Origin of the sequence: Variovorax sp. Root473 (genome assembly GCF_001426505.1) — a bacterium.
Taxonomy (GTDB): domain Bacteria; phylum Pseudomonadota; class Gammaproteobacteria; order Burkholderiales; family Burkholderiaceae_C; genus Variovorax.
Window position 1 is genome coordinate 168,683 of record NZ_LMEV01000001.1, and the last position, 14,480, is coordinate 183,162.

A 14,480-nucleotide genomic window follows, 5' to 3' on the forward strand; every position below is an offset into this window, starting at 1 on the left:
GCACCTGCAGCGCGGGCAAGACGTGCTGGCGGCAGGCGATCTCTTCACCGGACTCCCACGCGTCGCAGTGGCGGGCCTTGCGGTCGACGCGGATCACGTCACCGGTGTGCAGCCAGCGCAGCCCACCGCCCCGTGCGCAAGGCGGGGCCGGCCCATGCGGCCAGCAGTGCAGTCGCCAGACCCAACGATCTGATTTTCATGATGTCTCCGGAATGGAACATGCGGGGTGCGATGACCTTGCCGCGAGTCGCCGGCTCTCTGCGCAGCCGTGCTTGATGGACCCGAAGGCTAGGTGACGGCCCCCTGCCGGTCCACTGACTTTTTCGCTAGCATCCATTCCAAATGCTGATGAGTTCAGGCGAACCCGCTGGTAAACCCCTGATGCTGGCGCAAGTCTCGCGTCTGCGTTTCCGGCATCTACAGTTCCTCGACATCCTGGGAAAGACGCGCAATTTGCGCCTGACTGCCGAGCAGATGTACATCACGCAACCGGCGGCCACCAAGGTGTTGATGGACATCGAGGAGATGCTGGAAGCGCGCCTGTTCGATCGCCTGCCGCGCGGCATGCAACCGAATGAGCTGGGACTGTTCACCTTGCGTTATGCGCACTCGGCACTGGACAGCCACCGCAAGTTCGTGGACGAGTTCAGCACCCTGAAACAAGGGGGGCACGGCCACTTGTCAATCGGCGCCATCTCGGGTGCGGCGGCGCATCTGCTGATTGCGGCGGTGGCCGAGCTACAGCGCCTGCGGCCGCTGCTGGTGGTGAAGGTGCTGGAACAGAGCAGCGACCAACTGATCGTGTGGCTGGCCGAGCGCAAGATCGACGTGATGATCGGCCGTTTCACCGACGAATCCCAGCGCGACCAGTTCCATTACGAAAACCTGACCGGTGAAAGGCTGCAGATCACCGCAGGCGTGCACCACCCGCTGCGCGGACTGAATGCACCCGGGCTGAGAGAACTGTCGAACTGGCCGTGGATTCTTTATCCGACATCCACGGCGTTGCGCAAGGTGTCGGACGACATCTTCAGCAGCACAGGCCTGTCGCTCACCTCGGGCATCGTCGAGACGCCGTCGTTTCTGTTCGCGCTGGAGCTGATGCAGAGCACGACCATGCTGTCGCTGCAGCCCGCCGCGCTGGTGGACAAGTATGTACGGCACGGGCTGCTGACGCGCATCGCGGCCGAGCTCCCCAGCCGCATGCCCCATTTCGGCTTGATCACGCTGCAAGGCAAGCCCCCCAACACGGCCGTGCTGGCGTTCATGGACGTGATTCGCAACATCGCAGACCACGAGGCCGAAGCGGCATCGGCCGACAGAGCAACGCCGGCGCCAGGCCCCAAGCCACGGGGTCGCGCGTCTTCTCGCTGTTGATCAGGCGGTCAAGGTCGACCTCTCGGATCTGATGGGCGGCGTGATTCCCATCGGCTGGACTGACGCGGCCTCGTCGCTCCAACTCATTCGCAGTGGCGCGATCGAACCGCGGGCGATCAGCGGTACGAAACGCGTGCCTCTTCCATTTCGGTTGTGTCCTCACGCGACGGACCGCGCGCTGGGCGCGGCCCCGTCGAACGTCGCTGCACAGGAGTGATCAACTCATGCACATCCCGCCAGACCGTCGACGCGGCAATTTCTGGCGGTGGGGTGAAGGCACACCCGAAATGGAAAGCGGCAAGAACAAAAAGGCCCGGAACCTTGCGGTGTCCGGGCCTCTTTGCGAGAGAGCTTGAGAGATGCGCGCCTACGCGCGACCTCCACCCGGGGGCACCTGATGAACCTCGAACTGACCACCGACGCGCAGACGGGCTGCGGCTTGGGCGGCGCATGCGATGTTCAGGTGCGAAGAGAACGACTGGGGCGACGGCATGTCGAAACCATGGCAGAACCCGACGCGCACGAGCGGTCGACCCGAGACGGGTCGAATGCTGGTGAGGGTCAGTGCGGTGTTCACGATGGTTCCTGCTCAAAAATTGCCGCTGTCGGCTGTAAGGGGTTGAAAAAAAAGGACGGCTGATGCCGTGAATTGGCGGCGACTGTAAAGAGTGTTTACGGCGACGTCAACAACCGGGACAATCTTTTCTTGTCTTGTTGTTGTTTTTGAACAGTGCCCCATCCCACCGTCGCGCGCCGCCGCAATGCGCTTGTGCTGCATCGCCGCTTTCTCGAGGACGCCGTCGCGGCGGGCCTGCCCGCCAAGGGGCTCGACCAGGCCTTTGCACGCAAGCTTGAAATCTCTCCGAGCATGTGGAGCCAGATCAAGAGTGCGCGGCCCATCGGCGACAAGCTCGCACGGCAGATCGAACGGCACTGCGACGTGGCCGCAGGCTGGCTCGACGAAGACAACACACCGCCTTCGGAAGCGCCGCCCGATGCCACGGAAGAGCGCTTCGTGGCGGCCGCGCGCGAGGCGTGGCGCCAGGCCAATGCGAAGGGAAAGCGGGAACTCAGCGGCTGGCTGAAGAAACACGCGCAGGCGAAGAAGAAGGCGCTCGCGCCTGCCGACGGCACTGCGCCGGTGCCCTGACTTTCATCACACCTCGGCAGCAGCCAGCGCCGGCGCATCGCGCAGGATGGCCGCGCGCATGTCGTCCGGCACGGCAATGGCGCGGTGGGTGTCGAGCGAGGTCGTCACCAGCACCTGCCGCACCTGCATGCGCAGCTCGCCCGAGGTGGGCTCGAAGCAGCGCAACGACAGCGTGATCGAGCGCGAGCCCAGTTGCGCGACCGAGAGGCCGAGCGTCACGCGGTCGCCCATGCGGCTCACGGCGCGGAAGTCGGCGTCGAGCTTCACGGTCGGCAGGCCGACGCGGCGCTCGCCGATGAGTGCGTGGTAGCCCACACCGAGCCCGTCGCTCACCCAGTCTTCGACCAGGCCGTTGAGCATCACGAAGTACTGCGGATAGAAGACGATGCCCGCCGGGTCGCAGTCGGAAAAGCGGATCAGGCGCGGGCGCTGGAACTCCACACCACCACCGCCCTCGCCGCTCATGCGCGCGCTTCCTCGCCCGCGCCGTCGCCGCGCATCACGTGCACGCGCAGCAGGCCGAGCTGGTTGTACATCTGCTTCACGGTCTTCATGTCGAGACCCGAGAACATCTCGAGGATCCACTGCTCGTGTTCGTTGGCCATGGCTTCGAAGGCGCTGCGGCCCTCGGGCGTGAGGCTCACGATCCAGGCGCGGCGGTCGTCGGGGCTGGGAGCGCGCGCCACCACGCCTTCGCGCTCGAGTTCGTCGGTCAGGCCGGTGACGTTGCCGCCGGTCACCATGAGGTAGCGCGAGAGCACGCGCATCTTCAGGCCCTCCTTGTAGCGGTACAGCTGCGCCATGTAGTCGAAGCGCGCCAGCGAGATGCCGAAGCGCTCGCGCAGCCGGCGCCGGATCTCGGCCTCGATCTGCGTGGTGCTCGCGAGCATGCGCAGCCATAGCTTGAGCATGGCGTGGTCTTCATGGCCGGCGCGGGCTTCGTGGCCGAGTTCTTCGGCATCGCTCAGCACGGCATGCGAGGCATCGTTGCGGCTCATGTGACTTCTCCCCCGGAAACGGAGATCGACTGGCCCGTGACCGACGCGGCGCCTTCGCCGCACAGCCAGCGCACGGCATCGGCCACTTCGGCGGGCTGCACGATGCGCTTTTGCGGATTCACGCTGGAGAACTCGGCCAGCGCATCGGCTTCGCTGCGGCCGGTCTTGCCGACCACGTTGGCGACGCTGTTGCGCAGGATGTCGGTGTCGGTGTAGCCCGGGCACACGGCGTTCACGGTGATGCCCTTGCGCGCCACTTCGAGCGCCAGCGCGCGCGTGAGGCCGATCACGCCGTGCTTGGCGGCGGTGTAGGCCGACACGTAGGCATAGCCCTTCTGCCCCGCCGTGCTGGCGATGTTGACGATGCGGCCCCAGCCGGCGTCGAGCATGTCGGGCAGCGCGGCCTGCGCGCACACAAAGCTGCCGGTGAGGTTGACCGACAGCATGCGCTGCCACAGCTCGACCGAGGTCTTCAGGAACGGTGCGCTCTCGGCGGCGCCCGCGTTGTTGACCAGCACGGTCACCGGCCCGCGCTCGGCCCGCGCCTTCGCAAACGCCGACTGCACGGCCTGCGGGTCGGCCACGTCGGCCGCCACCACGCCGTGGCCGCTGCCGGCCAGGGTCTCGGCCACGCGCTGCAGGGCTTGCGCATCGCGGCCCAGCAAGGTCAGCACGGCCCCCTGCGCGGCGAGGGTGCGGGCGATCTCCGCGCCGATGCCGCGAGCGGCGCCGGTGACGAGGGCATGACGGCCAGTGAGCGAATTTGTGTGCATACCTGAATGTTTTAGTTCTGAATCATTTTAGCCATTTGCGCCCGGCGCAGTGCTACCGCATGAAACGGCCGCCGTTGAGGTCGAGCGTCGCCCCGGTCATGAAGGCCGCAGCCGGCGAGGCCAGGTAGACGACGGCAGCGGCCACCTCGTCGGCGAGGCCGAAGCGGCCGAGCGGGATGCCGGCTTTCAGCGCCTGCTGCCGCTCGGGCGCCAGCGCAGCGAGCGCGGGGCTGTCGATGGCGGCCGGTGCCAGCGCGTTCACGGTCACGCCGTGCGACGCCAGCTCCTGCGCAAAGGCACGCGTCAGCGCCAGCAGGCCGGCCTTGCTGGCCGCGTAGTGCACGCCGGTGGCGCTGCTGACCTGCTGCCCCGCCAGCGAGGCCAAGTTGACGATGCGGCCCGCGCCGCGCGCGCGCATGTGACGACCTGCAATGCGGCAGCCGAAGAAGCTGCCGCGAAGGTTGATGGCGAGCACGTCGTCCCACTCGGCGGGCGTGATGTCCCACAGCGAGGTGGTCGGCGTGCGCGCCGCGTTGTTGACCAGGATGTCGACGGCGCCGAAGTGCGTCACGGCCTGCGCGAAGCGGTCGCTGAAGGCCTGCTCGTCGCGCACGTCGAGCGGCAGTGCGAGGCCGTTCACCTCGGCGGCAACGGCCTGTGCATTGGCTTCGTCTATGTCGGCCACCGCCACGCGCGCACCGGCCTGCGCCAGCCCGCGCGCGATGGCCGCGCCCAGCCCCTGACCGGCGCCCGTCACGAAGGCCACGCGCCCTGCCAGCGGAAGCGCGGTGGTGTGCGTCATCCGGCCTTCGCGAGCCGACCGTCCCAGGTCTGCGGCCCCACGCCGCGCTCGCGCAGCTTGAACTTCTGCACCTTGCCGTTCTCGGTGCGCGGCAGGTCGGGCACGAGGTCGATGTAGCGCGGCACCGCGAAATACGGCAGGCGGCCTTCGCAGAAGCGTGCCAGCTCGGCCGGGTCGATGACCACGCCCTCGCGCGCCACCAGTGCGGCCATCACCTCGTCTTCGGCCAGTTCGGAGCGCACGGGGTACACCGCGCACGAGGCCACGCCCGGGTGGCTCAGCAGCACCTGCTCGACCTCGAAGGACGAGATGTTCTCGCCGCGCCGGCGGATCGCGTCCTTGATGCGATCGACGAAACGGAACGCGCCGTCGGCATCGCGCACCACGCGGTCGCCCGTGTGGAACCACAGGTTGCGCCAGGCCTCGACGGTCTTCTCGGGCATGTGGAAGTAGCCGCTGGCAAAGGCATAGGGCTCGTCGGCGCGCAACAGCAGTTCGCCGGCCTCGCCGGGCGGCAGCGGCACGTCGTCTTCGTCGGCCACGCAGGCCTGGAAGCCGGGGCGCAGCCAGCCCATGACGCCGCCGCGCGGCGAATCGGGCGCGGTGGCGATGGCGAAGTTGGTCTCGGTCGAACCGTAGCCTTCGAGCAGCACCACGCCCGTGCGCGCCTGGAAGGCCTGCCCCGCCGCCGCGGGCACGCCAGGCCCGAGGCCGGTGCGCACGCGGTGGTTGCGCTCGCCCTCGCCTTCGGGCTGGGCCAGCAGGATGGGCACCATCGCGCCGAGCAGGTAGACCACCGTCGCGCCGTTGGCGCGCATCGACGGCCAGAAGCCCGAGGCGGAGAAGCGCGACTCGAACACCACTTCGGCCCCGGTGAGTGCGGCCTGCGCGAAGGTGTTGAGCGCGTTGATGTGAAAGAGCGGCAGCGTGGTGCACAGCACATCGTCGCGGCCGACGCCGAGCACTTCGGCGCTGTTGACGCCCCACCAGAAATACTGTGCCTGCGGGCAGATCACGCCCTTGGCCGGGCCCGTGGTGCCCGAGGTGTAGAGGATGGCGAGCGGGTCGCCCGGCTGCACTGCGGCGGGCGGCAGGGCCTGTGCGCCCGCCGGGTAGGCCGACACGCGCACGCCGGCGGGGGGCGTCCACGGGGCTTCGGCCTCAACGTCTCCCACCACCCACACCTCGCGCAGCGCCGTGCGGGCCAGGTCGGCCGTCGCCAGCCGCTCCAGAAAGCCCGCCTCGATCACCAGCAGCTTCGCCTCGCTGTTCGCGAGGAAGTATTCGATCTGCGGCCCCATCGACGCCGTGTTGACCGGCACCACCGACGCGCCGAGCCAGCCCGCGCCGAGAAAGGTGTCGAGGAACTCGATGCGGTTGCCGCACATCACCGCGATGCGGTCGCCGCGCGCCACGCCATGCTGGGCCAATGCACCGGCGCGCATGGCCGCAGCATCGGCCGCATCGGCGTGCGTCCATTGCCGGCCTGCGATGCGCAGCAGCGGACGGTTGCCGAACATCGCCGCTTGCCGCTGCAGCATGGCGGGCAGCGTGCGCTGCGCCGGCGGCACCGCGCGCGGGTCACTCGTCATCGTGCGTGCCTCCGCCGAGGTAGGTGGCCTGCACGCGCGGGTCACTGGCCAGTTCGGCCGAGGCGCCCGAGAGCGCAATCTCGCCGGTCTCCAGCACATAGCCTTCGTCGGAGCTTTCGAGCGCGGCGCGCGCGTTCTGCTCCACCAGCAGGATCGACACGCCGTCGTCGCGCAGCTTGCGCACGATGGTGAGGATGTCGCGCACGATCAGCGGCGCCAGGCCCAGGCTGGGCTCGTCGAGCATCAGCAGGCGCGGCGCCGACATGAGCGCGCGGCCCACCGCCAGCATCTGCCGCTCGCCGCCCGAGAGCGTGTCGGCGCGCTGCGCGCGGCGCTCGGCCAGGCGCGGAAAGCGGTCGTACACCGATTGCAGCTGCTTCTTCATCGCGTCGCCGCGCAGCCGCTTGGCGTAGGCGCCGAGCTGCAGGTTGTCGAGCACGGTGAGTTCGCCGAACAGCTCGCGCCGCTCGGGCACGAGGCACAGGCCGCGCTCCACGCGCGACTCCACATCGAGCCCCTGCAGGTCTTCGCCCTCGAAGCGCAGCGTGCCCTTGCACGGCAGCAGGCCCATGGCCGCGGCCAGCAGCGTGGTCTTGCCCGCGCCGTTGGGGCCGATCACCGAGATGATCTGGCCCCGCTGCACGTCGAGCGACACGCCGCGCACCGCCTCGACCTGCCCGTACGACACATGCAGATCGCCAATCTCCAGCATCGCGGTCATACAACGCTCCCCAGGTACGCCGCCTGCACGCGCTCGTCGGCGCGCACCGCCGACGGCACGCCCTCCACGAGCTTGGAGCCGAAGTTCATCACCACCAGACGGTCTACCAGTTTCATCACGAAGTCCATGTCGTGTTCGACGATCAGGATGGTCACGCCCTCCTCACGCAGCTTGCGCAGCAGGTCGCCCAAGGCCATCTTTTCCTTGCGGCGCAGGCCGGCCGCGGGCTCGTCGAGCACCAGCAGCACCGGGTCGGCAGCCAGCGCGCGCGCGATCTCCAGGATGCGCTGCGTGCCCAGCGGCAGGCTGCCCGCGAGCTCGTGCGCGCGGTCGCCCAGGCCGATGCGGTCGAGCTGGCGTTGCGCCTCCTGCAGGATCTGGCTTTCTTCCGTGCGATCGAGCCGCAGGCCCGCCTTCAGGATGCCCGAGCGCGTGCGCGAGTGCGCGCCCAGCGCCACGTTGTCCAGCAGGCTCATGTGCGGGCGCAGCTTCACGTGCTGGAAGGTGCGCGCCAGCCCGAGCCGCGCCACCGCGCGCTGCGGCATGCCGGCGATGTCGTGCTCGAGGAAACGCACCTGGCCCGCGCTCATCGGCAGCGTGCAGGTCAGCAGGTTGAACATGGTCGACTTGCCCGCGCCGTTGGGCCCGATGAGGCCGACGATCTCGCCCGCCTTGACGTCGAAGCTCACGTCGTTCACCGCCACCAGCCCGCCGAAGCGCTTCACGGCGCCGTTGACCGACAGCACCGGCGTGCCGCGTGCCGGCAGTTGCCGGTGCGCCAGCGGTTCGACCGGTGCCCCTTCGTAGCGCGAAGCGCCCTGCGTCGCGCCGCGCCGGCGCGTCCAGCGACGCAGCAGGCCCATCACGCCGCCGCGCGCAAAGTGCAGCAGCAGGATGAACAGCGCGGCGAAGGCCACGGCCTCCAGCTGGCCCGCGCGCTGCGTGAGCAGCGGCAGCACATCCTGCAGGCCGTTCTTCAGCACCAGCACCAGGGCCGCGCCCACGAGCGCCCCCGAGAGCTGGCCGAGCCCGCCAGCTACGGCCATCAGCAGGTACTCGATGCTCATGCGCACATCGAACGGCGACGGGCTCACGAAGCGGTTCATGTGCGCATAGAGCCAGCCCGCCAGCCCTGCGAACAGCGCGGCCGTGACGAACAACGTGAGCCGCACGCGGTATGCGTCCGCCCCTACGCTCGCCAGCAGCGTGGCGCCGCCGCGCAGCCCGCGGATGGCGCGGCCGGGGCGCGACTGCAGCAGGTTGTGGCTGAACAGGCAAGCCAGCCCGACCACCACCCAGATCAGGTAGTACATCGCGCGCGGATCGGCCAGCGACCAGCCGCCAATCTGCAGCGCCGGAATGTTCGACAGGCCCGTGTGGCGCCCGAGCGCATCGACGTTGCCGAACAGCATCGCGATCGACAGCCCCCAGGCGATGGTGCTCAGCGGCAGGAAGTGCCCGCCCAGGCGCAAGGTGAGCATGCCGATGGCCAGCGCCGACAGGCCGGTAAGCAGCAGCGCGAACAAGAGGCCGAGCCACGGCGACAGGCCCTGCGCCGTGGTGAGCCACGCCGTGGCGTAGGCCGCGATGCCCACGAAGGCCGCCTGCCCGAACGAGGTGGCGCCGCCCACGCCGGTGAGCAGCACCAGGCCCAGCGCCACCAGCGCGCCGATGCCGATGTCGTTGAGCAGCGAGACCGTGAAGCTGCCCGCCACGGCCGGCACCAGCGCCAGCGCGACGACGACGCCCGCGATCCAGGCCATGCGTTTGCGGTTGCCGTTCATTGCTCCACCTCGTCTTCTTCCTCTTCCGAATGGGCCGCCATGAAGGAGCGCAGCATGAGCACCGGGATCAGGAGGCTGAACACGATCACGTCTTTCAGCGCACCGCTCCAGAACGACGCGAAGCTCTCGACCACGCCGACTGCCAGCGCGCCGATGGCCGTCATCGGGTAGCTCACGAGCCCGCCGATGATCGCGGCCACGAAGGCCTTCAGGCCGATGATGAAACCCGAGTCGTAGTACATGGTGGTCACCGGCGCGATCAGCACGCCGATGAGCCCCGCCAGCAGCGAAGCGCAGCCGTAGGCCAGCAGCGCCGTGCGCACCGGCCGGATGCCGACCAGCCGCGCGCCCACCCGGTTCACGGCCGTCGCGCGCAGCGCCTTGCCGGCCACCGTGCGCTCGAACACCAGGAAGAACAGCCCGCTCAGCACCACGGCCGCCCCCACCATCAGCACCACCTGGCCGCTGACCGTGAAGCCGTCGCCCAGCGTGAACACCGCGCTCGTGAGCGGCGTGGTGCGCGAGCCTTCAGGGCCGAAGAACAGCAGGCCCAGGCCCGACAGCAGGAAGTGCAGCGCGAGCGACACGATCAGCAGCACCAGCACCGAGGCATCGGCGATCGGCTGGAACACCACGCGCGCCAGCAGCGGCGCGAGGGGCACCACCAGCAGCACGGCCACCGCGATGTGCACAGCCACCGGCACGCCCGGCCTCGCCGCCAGCCAGGCGAGCACGCACGGAATGGCGGGCAGCACGCCCCACATCAGCACCGCCTTGGGAATGCGCGCGGCCTCGCCGCGCCGCAGCAGGCTGCCGACTTCGGTGGCCAGCGCCAGCGCGGCCAGCACCGCGACCATGCCGATGGTCGGCGGCACGCGGCCGGTCTCGAAGGCCGCCAGCGACAGGGCGGCAAAGGCCGCGATGTCGCCGAACGGCACGAACACCACCCGCGTGACCGAGAAGATCAGCACCAGCCCGAGGCCGGCGAGCAGATAGACGGCACCGTTGGCCAGGCCATCGGTGACGAGGATCAGCGCCACGTCCCAGTTCATAGAAAAACCTCTGTCGGAGTCATCGTTGTCGTTGTCGTTGTCGTGAAGGGAAACAGGAGATTCAAGGGGCGAGCTTCCATTGGCCGTTGTCGAGCTTGACGATCACGCGGGCGCGCTCGTCCACGCCGTACAGGCTGCCGGGCTTGAAGGTGTAGACGCCATGCGTGCCGACCACTTCCTTGGTGCTGAAGATGGCGTCGCGCAGTGCCACGCGGAAGTCGGGCGTGCCCGGCTCGGCCTTCTTCATGGCGCGCGAGGCGGCATCGACGAACACCAGCCAGCCGTCGAACGAGTAGGCCGAGAAGGCGTCGCTGGTGGGTGCGTTGTTGACCTTCTGGAACACGGCGCGGAAGTCGGTCGCGATCTTCTTGGTCGGGTAGTCGGCCGGCAGCTGCTCGGCGACGATCACCGGGCCCGTGGGCATGAGCGCGTTCTGGCCGGCCGCGCCGACCACGCGCACGAAGTCGGGGTTGATGAGGCCGTGCTGCCCATACACGCCGCCCTTGAAGCCGCGCTCCTGCAGCGCCAGGAACGGCAGCGCGCCCGGCGTACCGGCACCGCCGGTCATCACCGCGTCGGGGCGCAGCGCCACGATCTTCAGCACCTGACCCGTCACCGACGAATCGCCGCGCGCATAGCGCTCGTTGCTCACCACCTTGATGCCTGCAGCGGGCGCGGCCTTGTTGAGGGCCTCGTACACCAGGTCGCCCCAGGCGTCGGAGAAACCGATGTAGCCCACGGTCTTGACGTTGTTGCGCTTCATGCGCTCAACCACCGCATCGATCATGAGCTGCGTAGGCTGCGCCACCGTCATGACCCACGGGTTCTCGCTCGGGTCGAGCAGGATGGGCGTGAGGCCGATCATCGGCGTCTTCGCCTCCTTGCCGACCTGCGCCATCGCGATGGCCGACGGCACGCCCGAGGTGCCCATGAGCACGTCGACCTTTTCGTCCTCGATGAGCTTGCGCGCGTTGCGCCCAGCCGTGGTCGGGTCGGAGCCGTCGTCCAGCACCACGAGCTGGATCTTGCGGCCGTTGACCTCGCCCTTGTAGGCCAGCGCGGCCTGCATGCCCTTGGCATAGGGCACGCCCAGCGAGGAGTTGGGCCCCGACAGCGACACGCTGAGACCGACCTTGAGGTCGGCCGCCAGCGCGCTCGCCACACCACAGGCGGTCAGCGCCGCGGCGAGGGCACCGCGCGTCAAGGTCTGCATCGGGTTCTTCATGTCGTAGCTCCAGTGAGGATGGTTAGAAGGACAGGCAACTCAGATGAACAACTGGATCGCGGGCAACGCGCGCGTGGCGTTGAGCAGGTCGATGCGCTTCTCGCGGATGGACCAGCCCGTCGGTGTGCGGATGAGGTGGTGGCGTGCAGTGCCGCTCAGCAGGATCTGGTCGTCGCCTCGCGCCTCGATGTAGAGGAACGGCGTACGCAGGCGCACTTCCTCGCCCGTCTCTTCCTCGATGCGTGGCGGCTGCAGCACGTGCTGGCTGTGGCTGGCCGGGTGCTGCGAATGGGCGCGCGGGTTCTTCAGCCGCTCCACGCGCAGCTGCAGCAGCAGCCGGTCTTCGTACGCCAGCGAGTTGTGCGAGAACGGATCGGCCTGCGCCGCGCCGAGCAGCGGCACCCAGTAGTGGCCGCCGTCGGCGAACAGGGCCAGCCAGTCGTCGAAGCGGCGCGCGTCGAGCAGGGCCGCCTCGTGGGCGATGAAGTCGCGTGGATCGTTCATGCCGCCGCCTCCGCCGTCATCGCCTTCGCCCAGGCGCGGAACTGGTTGCGCATGAGCAGCTCGTTGGTGCCGTTGGTGGTCACCGTGGCCTGCTGTGTCTCGGCCGGATCGTGGTTGCGGTGCAGGCTGATCCACTCGTTGCCGCCGGCACGCAGGCCCTGCTGGATGCTTTCGAACAGGTGCACGTCGTCGTGCGCCACCACCGACATGGGCGAGAACACGAGCCGGTTGTAGCTCATGGCGCGCTCGAACAAGAGCGCGGGCGCACCGGCCGCGCGGAAGCTCCAGGCCTCGATGAGCGTACGGTTGGCCGCCAGCGGGCGGATCACGCGGATGGCCTGCGGCGAGCCCTTGACCGACAGGCTCGGGTACAGCACCGAATTCTGCGGCGAGCGCTGCAGGATGTCGGCGGCGCGCTGCGCGCCGTGCGCGGCCTGCATCGCGGCCTCGTACTCGGGCAGCTGCGCGTAGTTGGAGTGGATGCTGAAGTTCACGCCCAGCACGCTGTGGCCGTTGGCGAACACGCGCCCGCCCATCTGGTCGAAGAACTCGTAGCCCGAGCCGAAGGGCAGGATCTGCTCCATCGCCATCGGCTTGGGGTCGGTGGGCGCGTGCCCTTCCCACAGCGCCTCGGCGGCCTTGGTGGCCGACTCGTGCGTCGACATCGGATGCACCGTGTCGTTGATGTTCTCCAGGTACATCTTCCAGTTGCAATGGACGATGTTGCGCAGCACACCGCCGCCCACGGTGAGCTTGCCCTCGGGCGATCGGTCGACCATGTTGTCGAGCGCGCCGAGCACGTCGCCGAAGTAGTCCTCGAACGACGGGCCTGTGTCCGACAGGCGCACGAACACGAAGTCGCGGTACACCTTCACGTGCTTTACCACCGACAGCCCCTGCCCCGACTCGCAGGCCTTGAGCTGCGTGCCCTCGTAGCCGTTCTTCAGCGGCAGCCCGAGCGGTGCGCCGTCGAGCTTGTAGGTCCAGGCGTGGTACGGGCAGCGGAAGAAGCGGCCGGTGTTGCCGCTCTCGTCGGTCACCAGCTGCGTGCCCTTGTGGGCGCAACGGTTGTACATGACGTGCACCGCGCCGTCGGGCTGGCGCACCATGAGCAACGGGCGGCCCGCGATCTCCTGCGTGACGAAGTCGCCCGCCGCCGGCACCTGGCTCGCGTGGCCCAGGAAGACCCAGGTGCGGGCGAACAGGCGCTCCTGCTCCAGCGCGAACAGCTCGTCGCTGAGGTACAGGTCGCGGTGCACCCGGTCGTCGCGGACCAGCGCCGCGACGAGATCGGGGCGGTTGCGGTAGGCAGTCATGGCGGAGGGCTTCGGTTGAACCGAGGTCAGGGGACCAGCTTCCACTGGCCCTTGTTCATCTGCACGATGACCACGCCGCGCTGGTCCGAACCGTAGCGGTCGTCGGGCTTGAAGGTGTAGACGCCGTGCGTGCCCACCAGCTCCTTCGTGCCCACGATGGCATCGCGCAGCGCCGTGCGGTACTGCGGCGTGCCGGGCTCGCCCTTGGTGCGCGAGGCCGCATCGGCCAGCAACAGGTAGGCGTCGTAGGTGTACGACGAGAACGCATCGGTGGGCACCGCGCCGTTCACCTTCTGGTAGGCGTTGCGAAAGCCCATCGAGACCTTCTTGATGGGGTTGCTGTCGGGCAGCTGGTCAGCCACGAGCACGGGGCCGCTGGGCACCTGCAGGCCTTCGATGGCCGCTCCGCCCACGCGCACGAAGTCGGCGTTGATGAGGCCATGCGTGCCGTAGATCTTGCCCTTGTAGCCGCGCTCGGCCAGTGCCAGGTAGGGCAGCGCGCCCGGCGTGCCCGAGTTGCCCGCGAACACCGCGTCGGGCCGCGCCGCGACGATCTTCAGGATCTGGCCGGCCACCGACGAATCGCTGCGCGCATAGCGCTCGTTCGCCACCACCTTGATGCCGGCGGTCGCGGCGCTCTTCGTGAGCGAGTCATAGGCCAGGTCGCCCAGCGCGTCAGAGAAGCCGATGAAGGCGACCGTCTTCACACCCGACTTCTGCATGCGCTCGACCACGCCCGCCACCATGAGCGGGAACGGCTGCGAGACCGTGACGGTCCACGCGCCTTCCGCGCCCGGAATGGTCACCGGCGTGGGCGAGATGAGCGGCGTGTTGAGCTCGCGCGCCACAGAGGCGATGGCCATCGCGCCGGGCACGCCCGAGGTGCCGATGAGCACGTCGACCTTGTCTTCCGTCACCAGCTTGCGCGCGTTGCGCCCGGCCGTGGTCGGGTCCGATGCATCGTCGAGCACGATGAGCTGCACCTTGCGCCCGCCGATCTCGGGCCGCTCGGCAATGGCCGCGCGGATGCCCTTCTCGTACGGCACGCCCAGTGCGGCCACGGGGCCGGAGAGCGAGCTGATGAAGCCGATCTTGAGATCGGCCGCCATGGCTTGGGCAGCCGCCAGTGCAAGCGCGGTGAGACCGAGAATCCGGGTCATGTTCTTTTTCATGGGGGGTGGCTCCA

General features: G+C 68.8%; 15 protein-coding genes. 3 read left to right on the plus strand and 12 right to left on the minus strand.

What is annotated here, in order from left to right; translation table 11 throughout:
* The first annotated feature begins 381 nt into the window (after window positions 1-381).
* The 3 genes from ASD34_RS00785 to ASD34_RS00790 all read left to right on the plus strand — a co-directional run bounded on the left by ASD34_RS00785 (window position 382) and on the right by ASD34_RS00790 (window position 2,527).
* Window positions 382-1,377 (plus strand): LysR family transcriptional regulator, encoded by a 996-nt coding sequence (locus ASD34_RS00785; protein ID WP_056571763.1) that lies wholly within the window; start codon window positions 382-384, stop codon window positions 1,375-1,377.
* Between the two features lie 397 nt (window positions 1,378-1,774).
* The gene (locus ASD34_RS27350; RefSeq protein WP_157609600.1) at window positions 1,775-2,017 is read left to right on the plus strand and encodes a hypothetical protein; all 243 of its coding nucleotides are present in this window, start codon (window positions 1,775-1,777) and stop codon (window positions 2,015-2,017) included.
* A gap of 90 nt (window positions 2,018-2,107) precedes the next feature.
* The gene (locus ASD34_RS00790) at window positions 2,108-2,527 is read left to right on the plus strand and encodes a transcriptional regulator (RefSeq protein ID WP_056571766.1); all 420 of its coding nucleotides are present in this window, start codon (window positions 2,108-2,110) and stop codon (window positions 2,525-2,527) included.
* 6 nt (window positions 2,528-2,533) lie between these two features.
* Here ASD34_RS00790 and ASD34_RS00795 read toward each other — a convergent pair whose 3' ends face one another.
* The 12 genes from ASD34_RS00795 to ASD34_RS00850 all read right to left on the minus strand — a co-directional run bounded on the left by ASD34_RS00795 (window position 2,534) and on the right by ASD34_RS00850 (window position 14,466).
* Complete coding sequence (locus ASD34_RS00795) at window positions 2,534-2,992, minus strand: acyl-CoA thioesterase (protein ID WP_056571769.1); 459 nt, start codon at window positions 2,990-2,992, stop codon at window positions 2,534-2,536.
* Complete coding sequence (locus ASD34_RS00800; RefSeq protein ID WP_056571772.1) at window positions 2,989-3,525, minus strand: MarR family winged helix-turn-helix transcriptional regulator; 537 nt, start codon at window positions 3,523-3,525, stop codon at window positions 2,989-2,991. The genes ASD34_RS00795 and ASD34_RS00800 overlap by 4 nt, the downstream gene beginning before the upstream one ends.
* Window positions 3,522-4,298 (minus strand): SDR family NAD(P)-dependent oxidoreductase, encoded by a 777-nt coding sequence (locus ASD34_RS00805; protein ID WP_056571776.1) that lies wholly within the window; start codon window positions 4,296-4,298, stop codon window positions 3,522-3,524. Before ASD34_RS00805 ends, ASD34_RS00800 begins: the two co-directional genes overlap by 4 nt.
* Window positions 4,299-4,350: 52 nt before the next feature.
* Window positions 4,351-5,100, minus strand: a complete 750-nt coding sequence (locus ASD34_RS00810; protein ID WP_056571781.1) for an SDR family NAD(P)-dependent oxidoreductase — start codon at window positions 5,098-5,100, stop codon at window positions 4,351-4,353.
* Entirely contained in the window at window positions 5,097-6,692 is a 1,596-nt protein-coding gene (locus ASD34_RS00815; RefSeq protein WP_056571784.1) for an ATP-dependent acyl-CoA ligase, read from the minus strand. Before ASD34_RS00815 ends, ASD34_RS00810 begins: the two co-directional genes overlap by 4 nt.
* Window positions 6,682-7,413, minus strand: a complete 732-nt coding sequence (locus ASD34_RS00820) for an ABC transporter ATP-binding protein (RefSeq protein WP_056571787.1) — start codon at window positions 7,411-7,413, stop codon at window positions 6,682-6,684. Before ASD34_RS00820 ends, ASD34_RS00815 begins: the two co-directional genes overlap by 11 nt.
* Window positions 7,410-9,197, minus strand: a complete 1,788-nt coding sequence (locus ASD34_RS00825; RefSeq protein ID WP_056571790.1) for an ABC transporter permease subunit — start codon at window positions 9,195-9,197, stop codon at window positions 7,410-7,412. Before ASD34_RS00825 ends, ASD34_RS00820 begins: the two co-directional genes overlap by 4 nt.
* On the minus strand, window positions 9,194-10,249 hold the full coding sequence (locus tag ASD34_RS00830) for a branched-chain amino acid ABC transporter permease (protein WP_056571793.1): 1,056 nt from the start codon (window positions 10,247-10,249) through the stop codon (window positions 9,194-9,196). Before ASD34_RS00830 ends, ASD34_RS00825 begins: the two co-directional genes overlap by 4 nt.
* A 61-nt stretch (window positions 10,250-10,310) precedes the next feature.
* Window positions 10,311-11,474 carry an ABC transporter substrate-binding protein gene (locus ASD34_RS00835; protein ID WP_056571796.1) on the minus strand — a complete coding sequence of 388 codons (1,164 nt, stop codon included), beginning with the start codon at window positions 11,472-11,474 and terminating at the stop codon, window positions 10,311-10,313.
* Between the two features lie 39 nt (window positions 11,475-11,513).
* Window positions 11,514-11,978 carry an aromatic-ring-hydroxylating dioxygenase subunit beta gene (locus tag ASD34_RS00840; RefSeq protein ID WP_056571799.1) on the minus strand — a complete coding sequence of 155 codons (465 nt, stop codon included), beginning with the start codon at window positions 11,976-11,978 and terminating at the stop codon, window positions 11,514-11,516.
* Window positions 11,975-13,294 (minus strand): aromatic ring-hydroxylating dioxygenase subunit alpha, encoded by a 1,320-nt coding sequence (locus ASD34_RS00845; RefSeq protein WP_056571802.1) that lies wholly within the window; start codon window positions 13,292-13,294, stop codon window positions 11,975-11,977. The genes ASD34_RS00840 and ASD34_RS00845 overlap by 4 nt, the downstream gene beginning before the upstream one ends.
* Before the next feature lie 26 nt (window positions 13,295-13,320).
* A complete protein-coding gene (locus ASD34_RS00850; RefSeq protein WP_056571806.1) occupies window positions 13,321-14,466 on the minus strand; it encodes an ABC transporter substrate-binding protein in 1,146 nt (381 codons plus the stop codon).
* Between the last annotated feature and the right edge of the window lie 14 nt (window positions 14,467-14,480).

What these genes read in the sequence shown, in the direction of transcription:
- ASD34_RS00785 (WP_056571763.1), top strand. Translation starts at nt 382, where the DNA reads ATGCTGGCGCAAGTCTCGCGTCTGCGTTTCCGGCATCTACAGTTCCTC.
- ASD34_RS27350 (WP_157609600.1), top strand. Translation starts at nt 1,775, where the DNA reads ATGAACCTCGAACTGACCACCGACGCGCAGACGGGCTGCGGCTTGGGC.
- ASD34_RS00795 (WP_056571769.1), bottom strand. Translation starts at nt 2,992, where the DNA reads ATGAGCGGCGAGGGCGGTGGTGGTGTGGAGTTCCAGCGCCCGCGCCTG.
- ASD34_RS00800 (WP_056571772.1), bottom strand. Translation starts at nt 3,525, where the DNA reads ATGAGCCGCAACGATGCCTCGCATGCCGTGCTGAGCGATGCCGAAGAA.
- ASD34_RS00805 (WP_056571776.1), bottom strand. Translation starts at nt 4,298, where the DNA reads ATGCACACAAATTCGCTCACTGGCCGTCATGCCCTCGTCACCGGCGCC.
- ASD34_RS00810 (WP_056571781.1), bottom strand. Translation starts at nt 5,100, where the DNA reads ATGACGCACACCACCGCGCTTCCGCTGGCAGGGCGCGTGGCCTTCGTG.
- ASD34_RS00815 (WP_056571784.1), bottom strand. Translation starts at nt 6,692, where the DNA reads ATGACGAGTGACCCGCGCGCGGTGCCGCCGGCGCAGCGCACGCTGCCC.
- ASD34_RS00820 (WP_056571787.1), bottom strand. Translation starts at nt 7,413, where the DNA reads ATGACCGCGATGCTGGAGATTGGCGATCTGCATGTGTCGTACGGGCAG.
- ASD34_RS00825 (WP_056571790.1), bottom strand. Translation starts at nt 9,197, where the DNA reads ATGAACGGCAACCGCAAACGCATGGCCTGGATCGCGGGCGTCGTCGTC.
- ASD34_RS00830 (WP_056571793.1), bottom strand. Translation starts at nt 10,249, where the DNA reads ATGAACTGGGACGTGGCGCTGATCCTCGTCACCGATGGCCTGGCCAAC.
- ASD34_RS00835 (WP_056571796.1), bottom strand. Translation starts at nt 11,474, where the DNA reads ATGAAGAACCCGATGCAGACCTTGACGCGCGGTGCCCTCGCCGCGGCG.
- ASD34_RS00840 (WP_056571799.1), bottom strand. Translation starts at nt 11,978, where the DNA reads ATGAACGATCCACGCGACTTCATCGCCCACGAGGCGGCCCTGCTCGAC.
- ASD34_RS00845 (WP_056571802.1), bottom strand. Translation starts at nt 13,294, where the DNA reads ATGACTGCCTACCGCAACCGCCCCGATCTCGTCGCGGCGCTGGTCCGC.
- ASD34_RS00850 (WP_056571806.1), bottom strand. Translation starts at nt 14,466, where the DNA reads ATGAAAAAGAACATGACCCGGATTCTCGGTCTCACCGCGCTTGCACTG.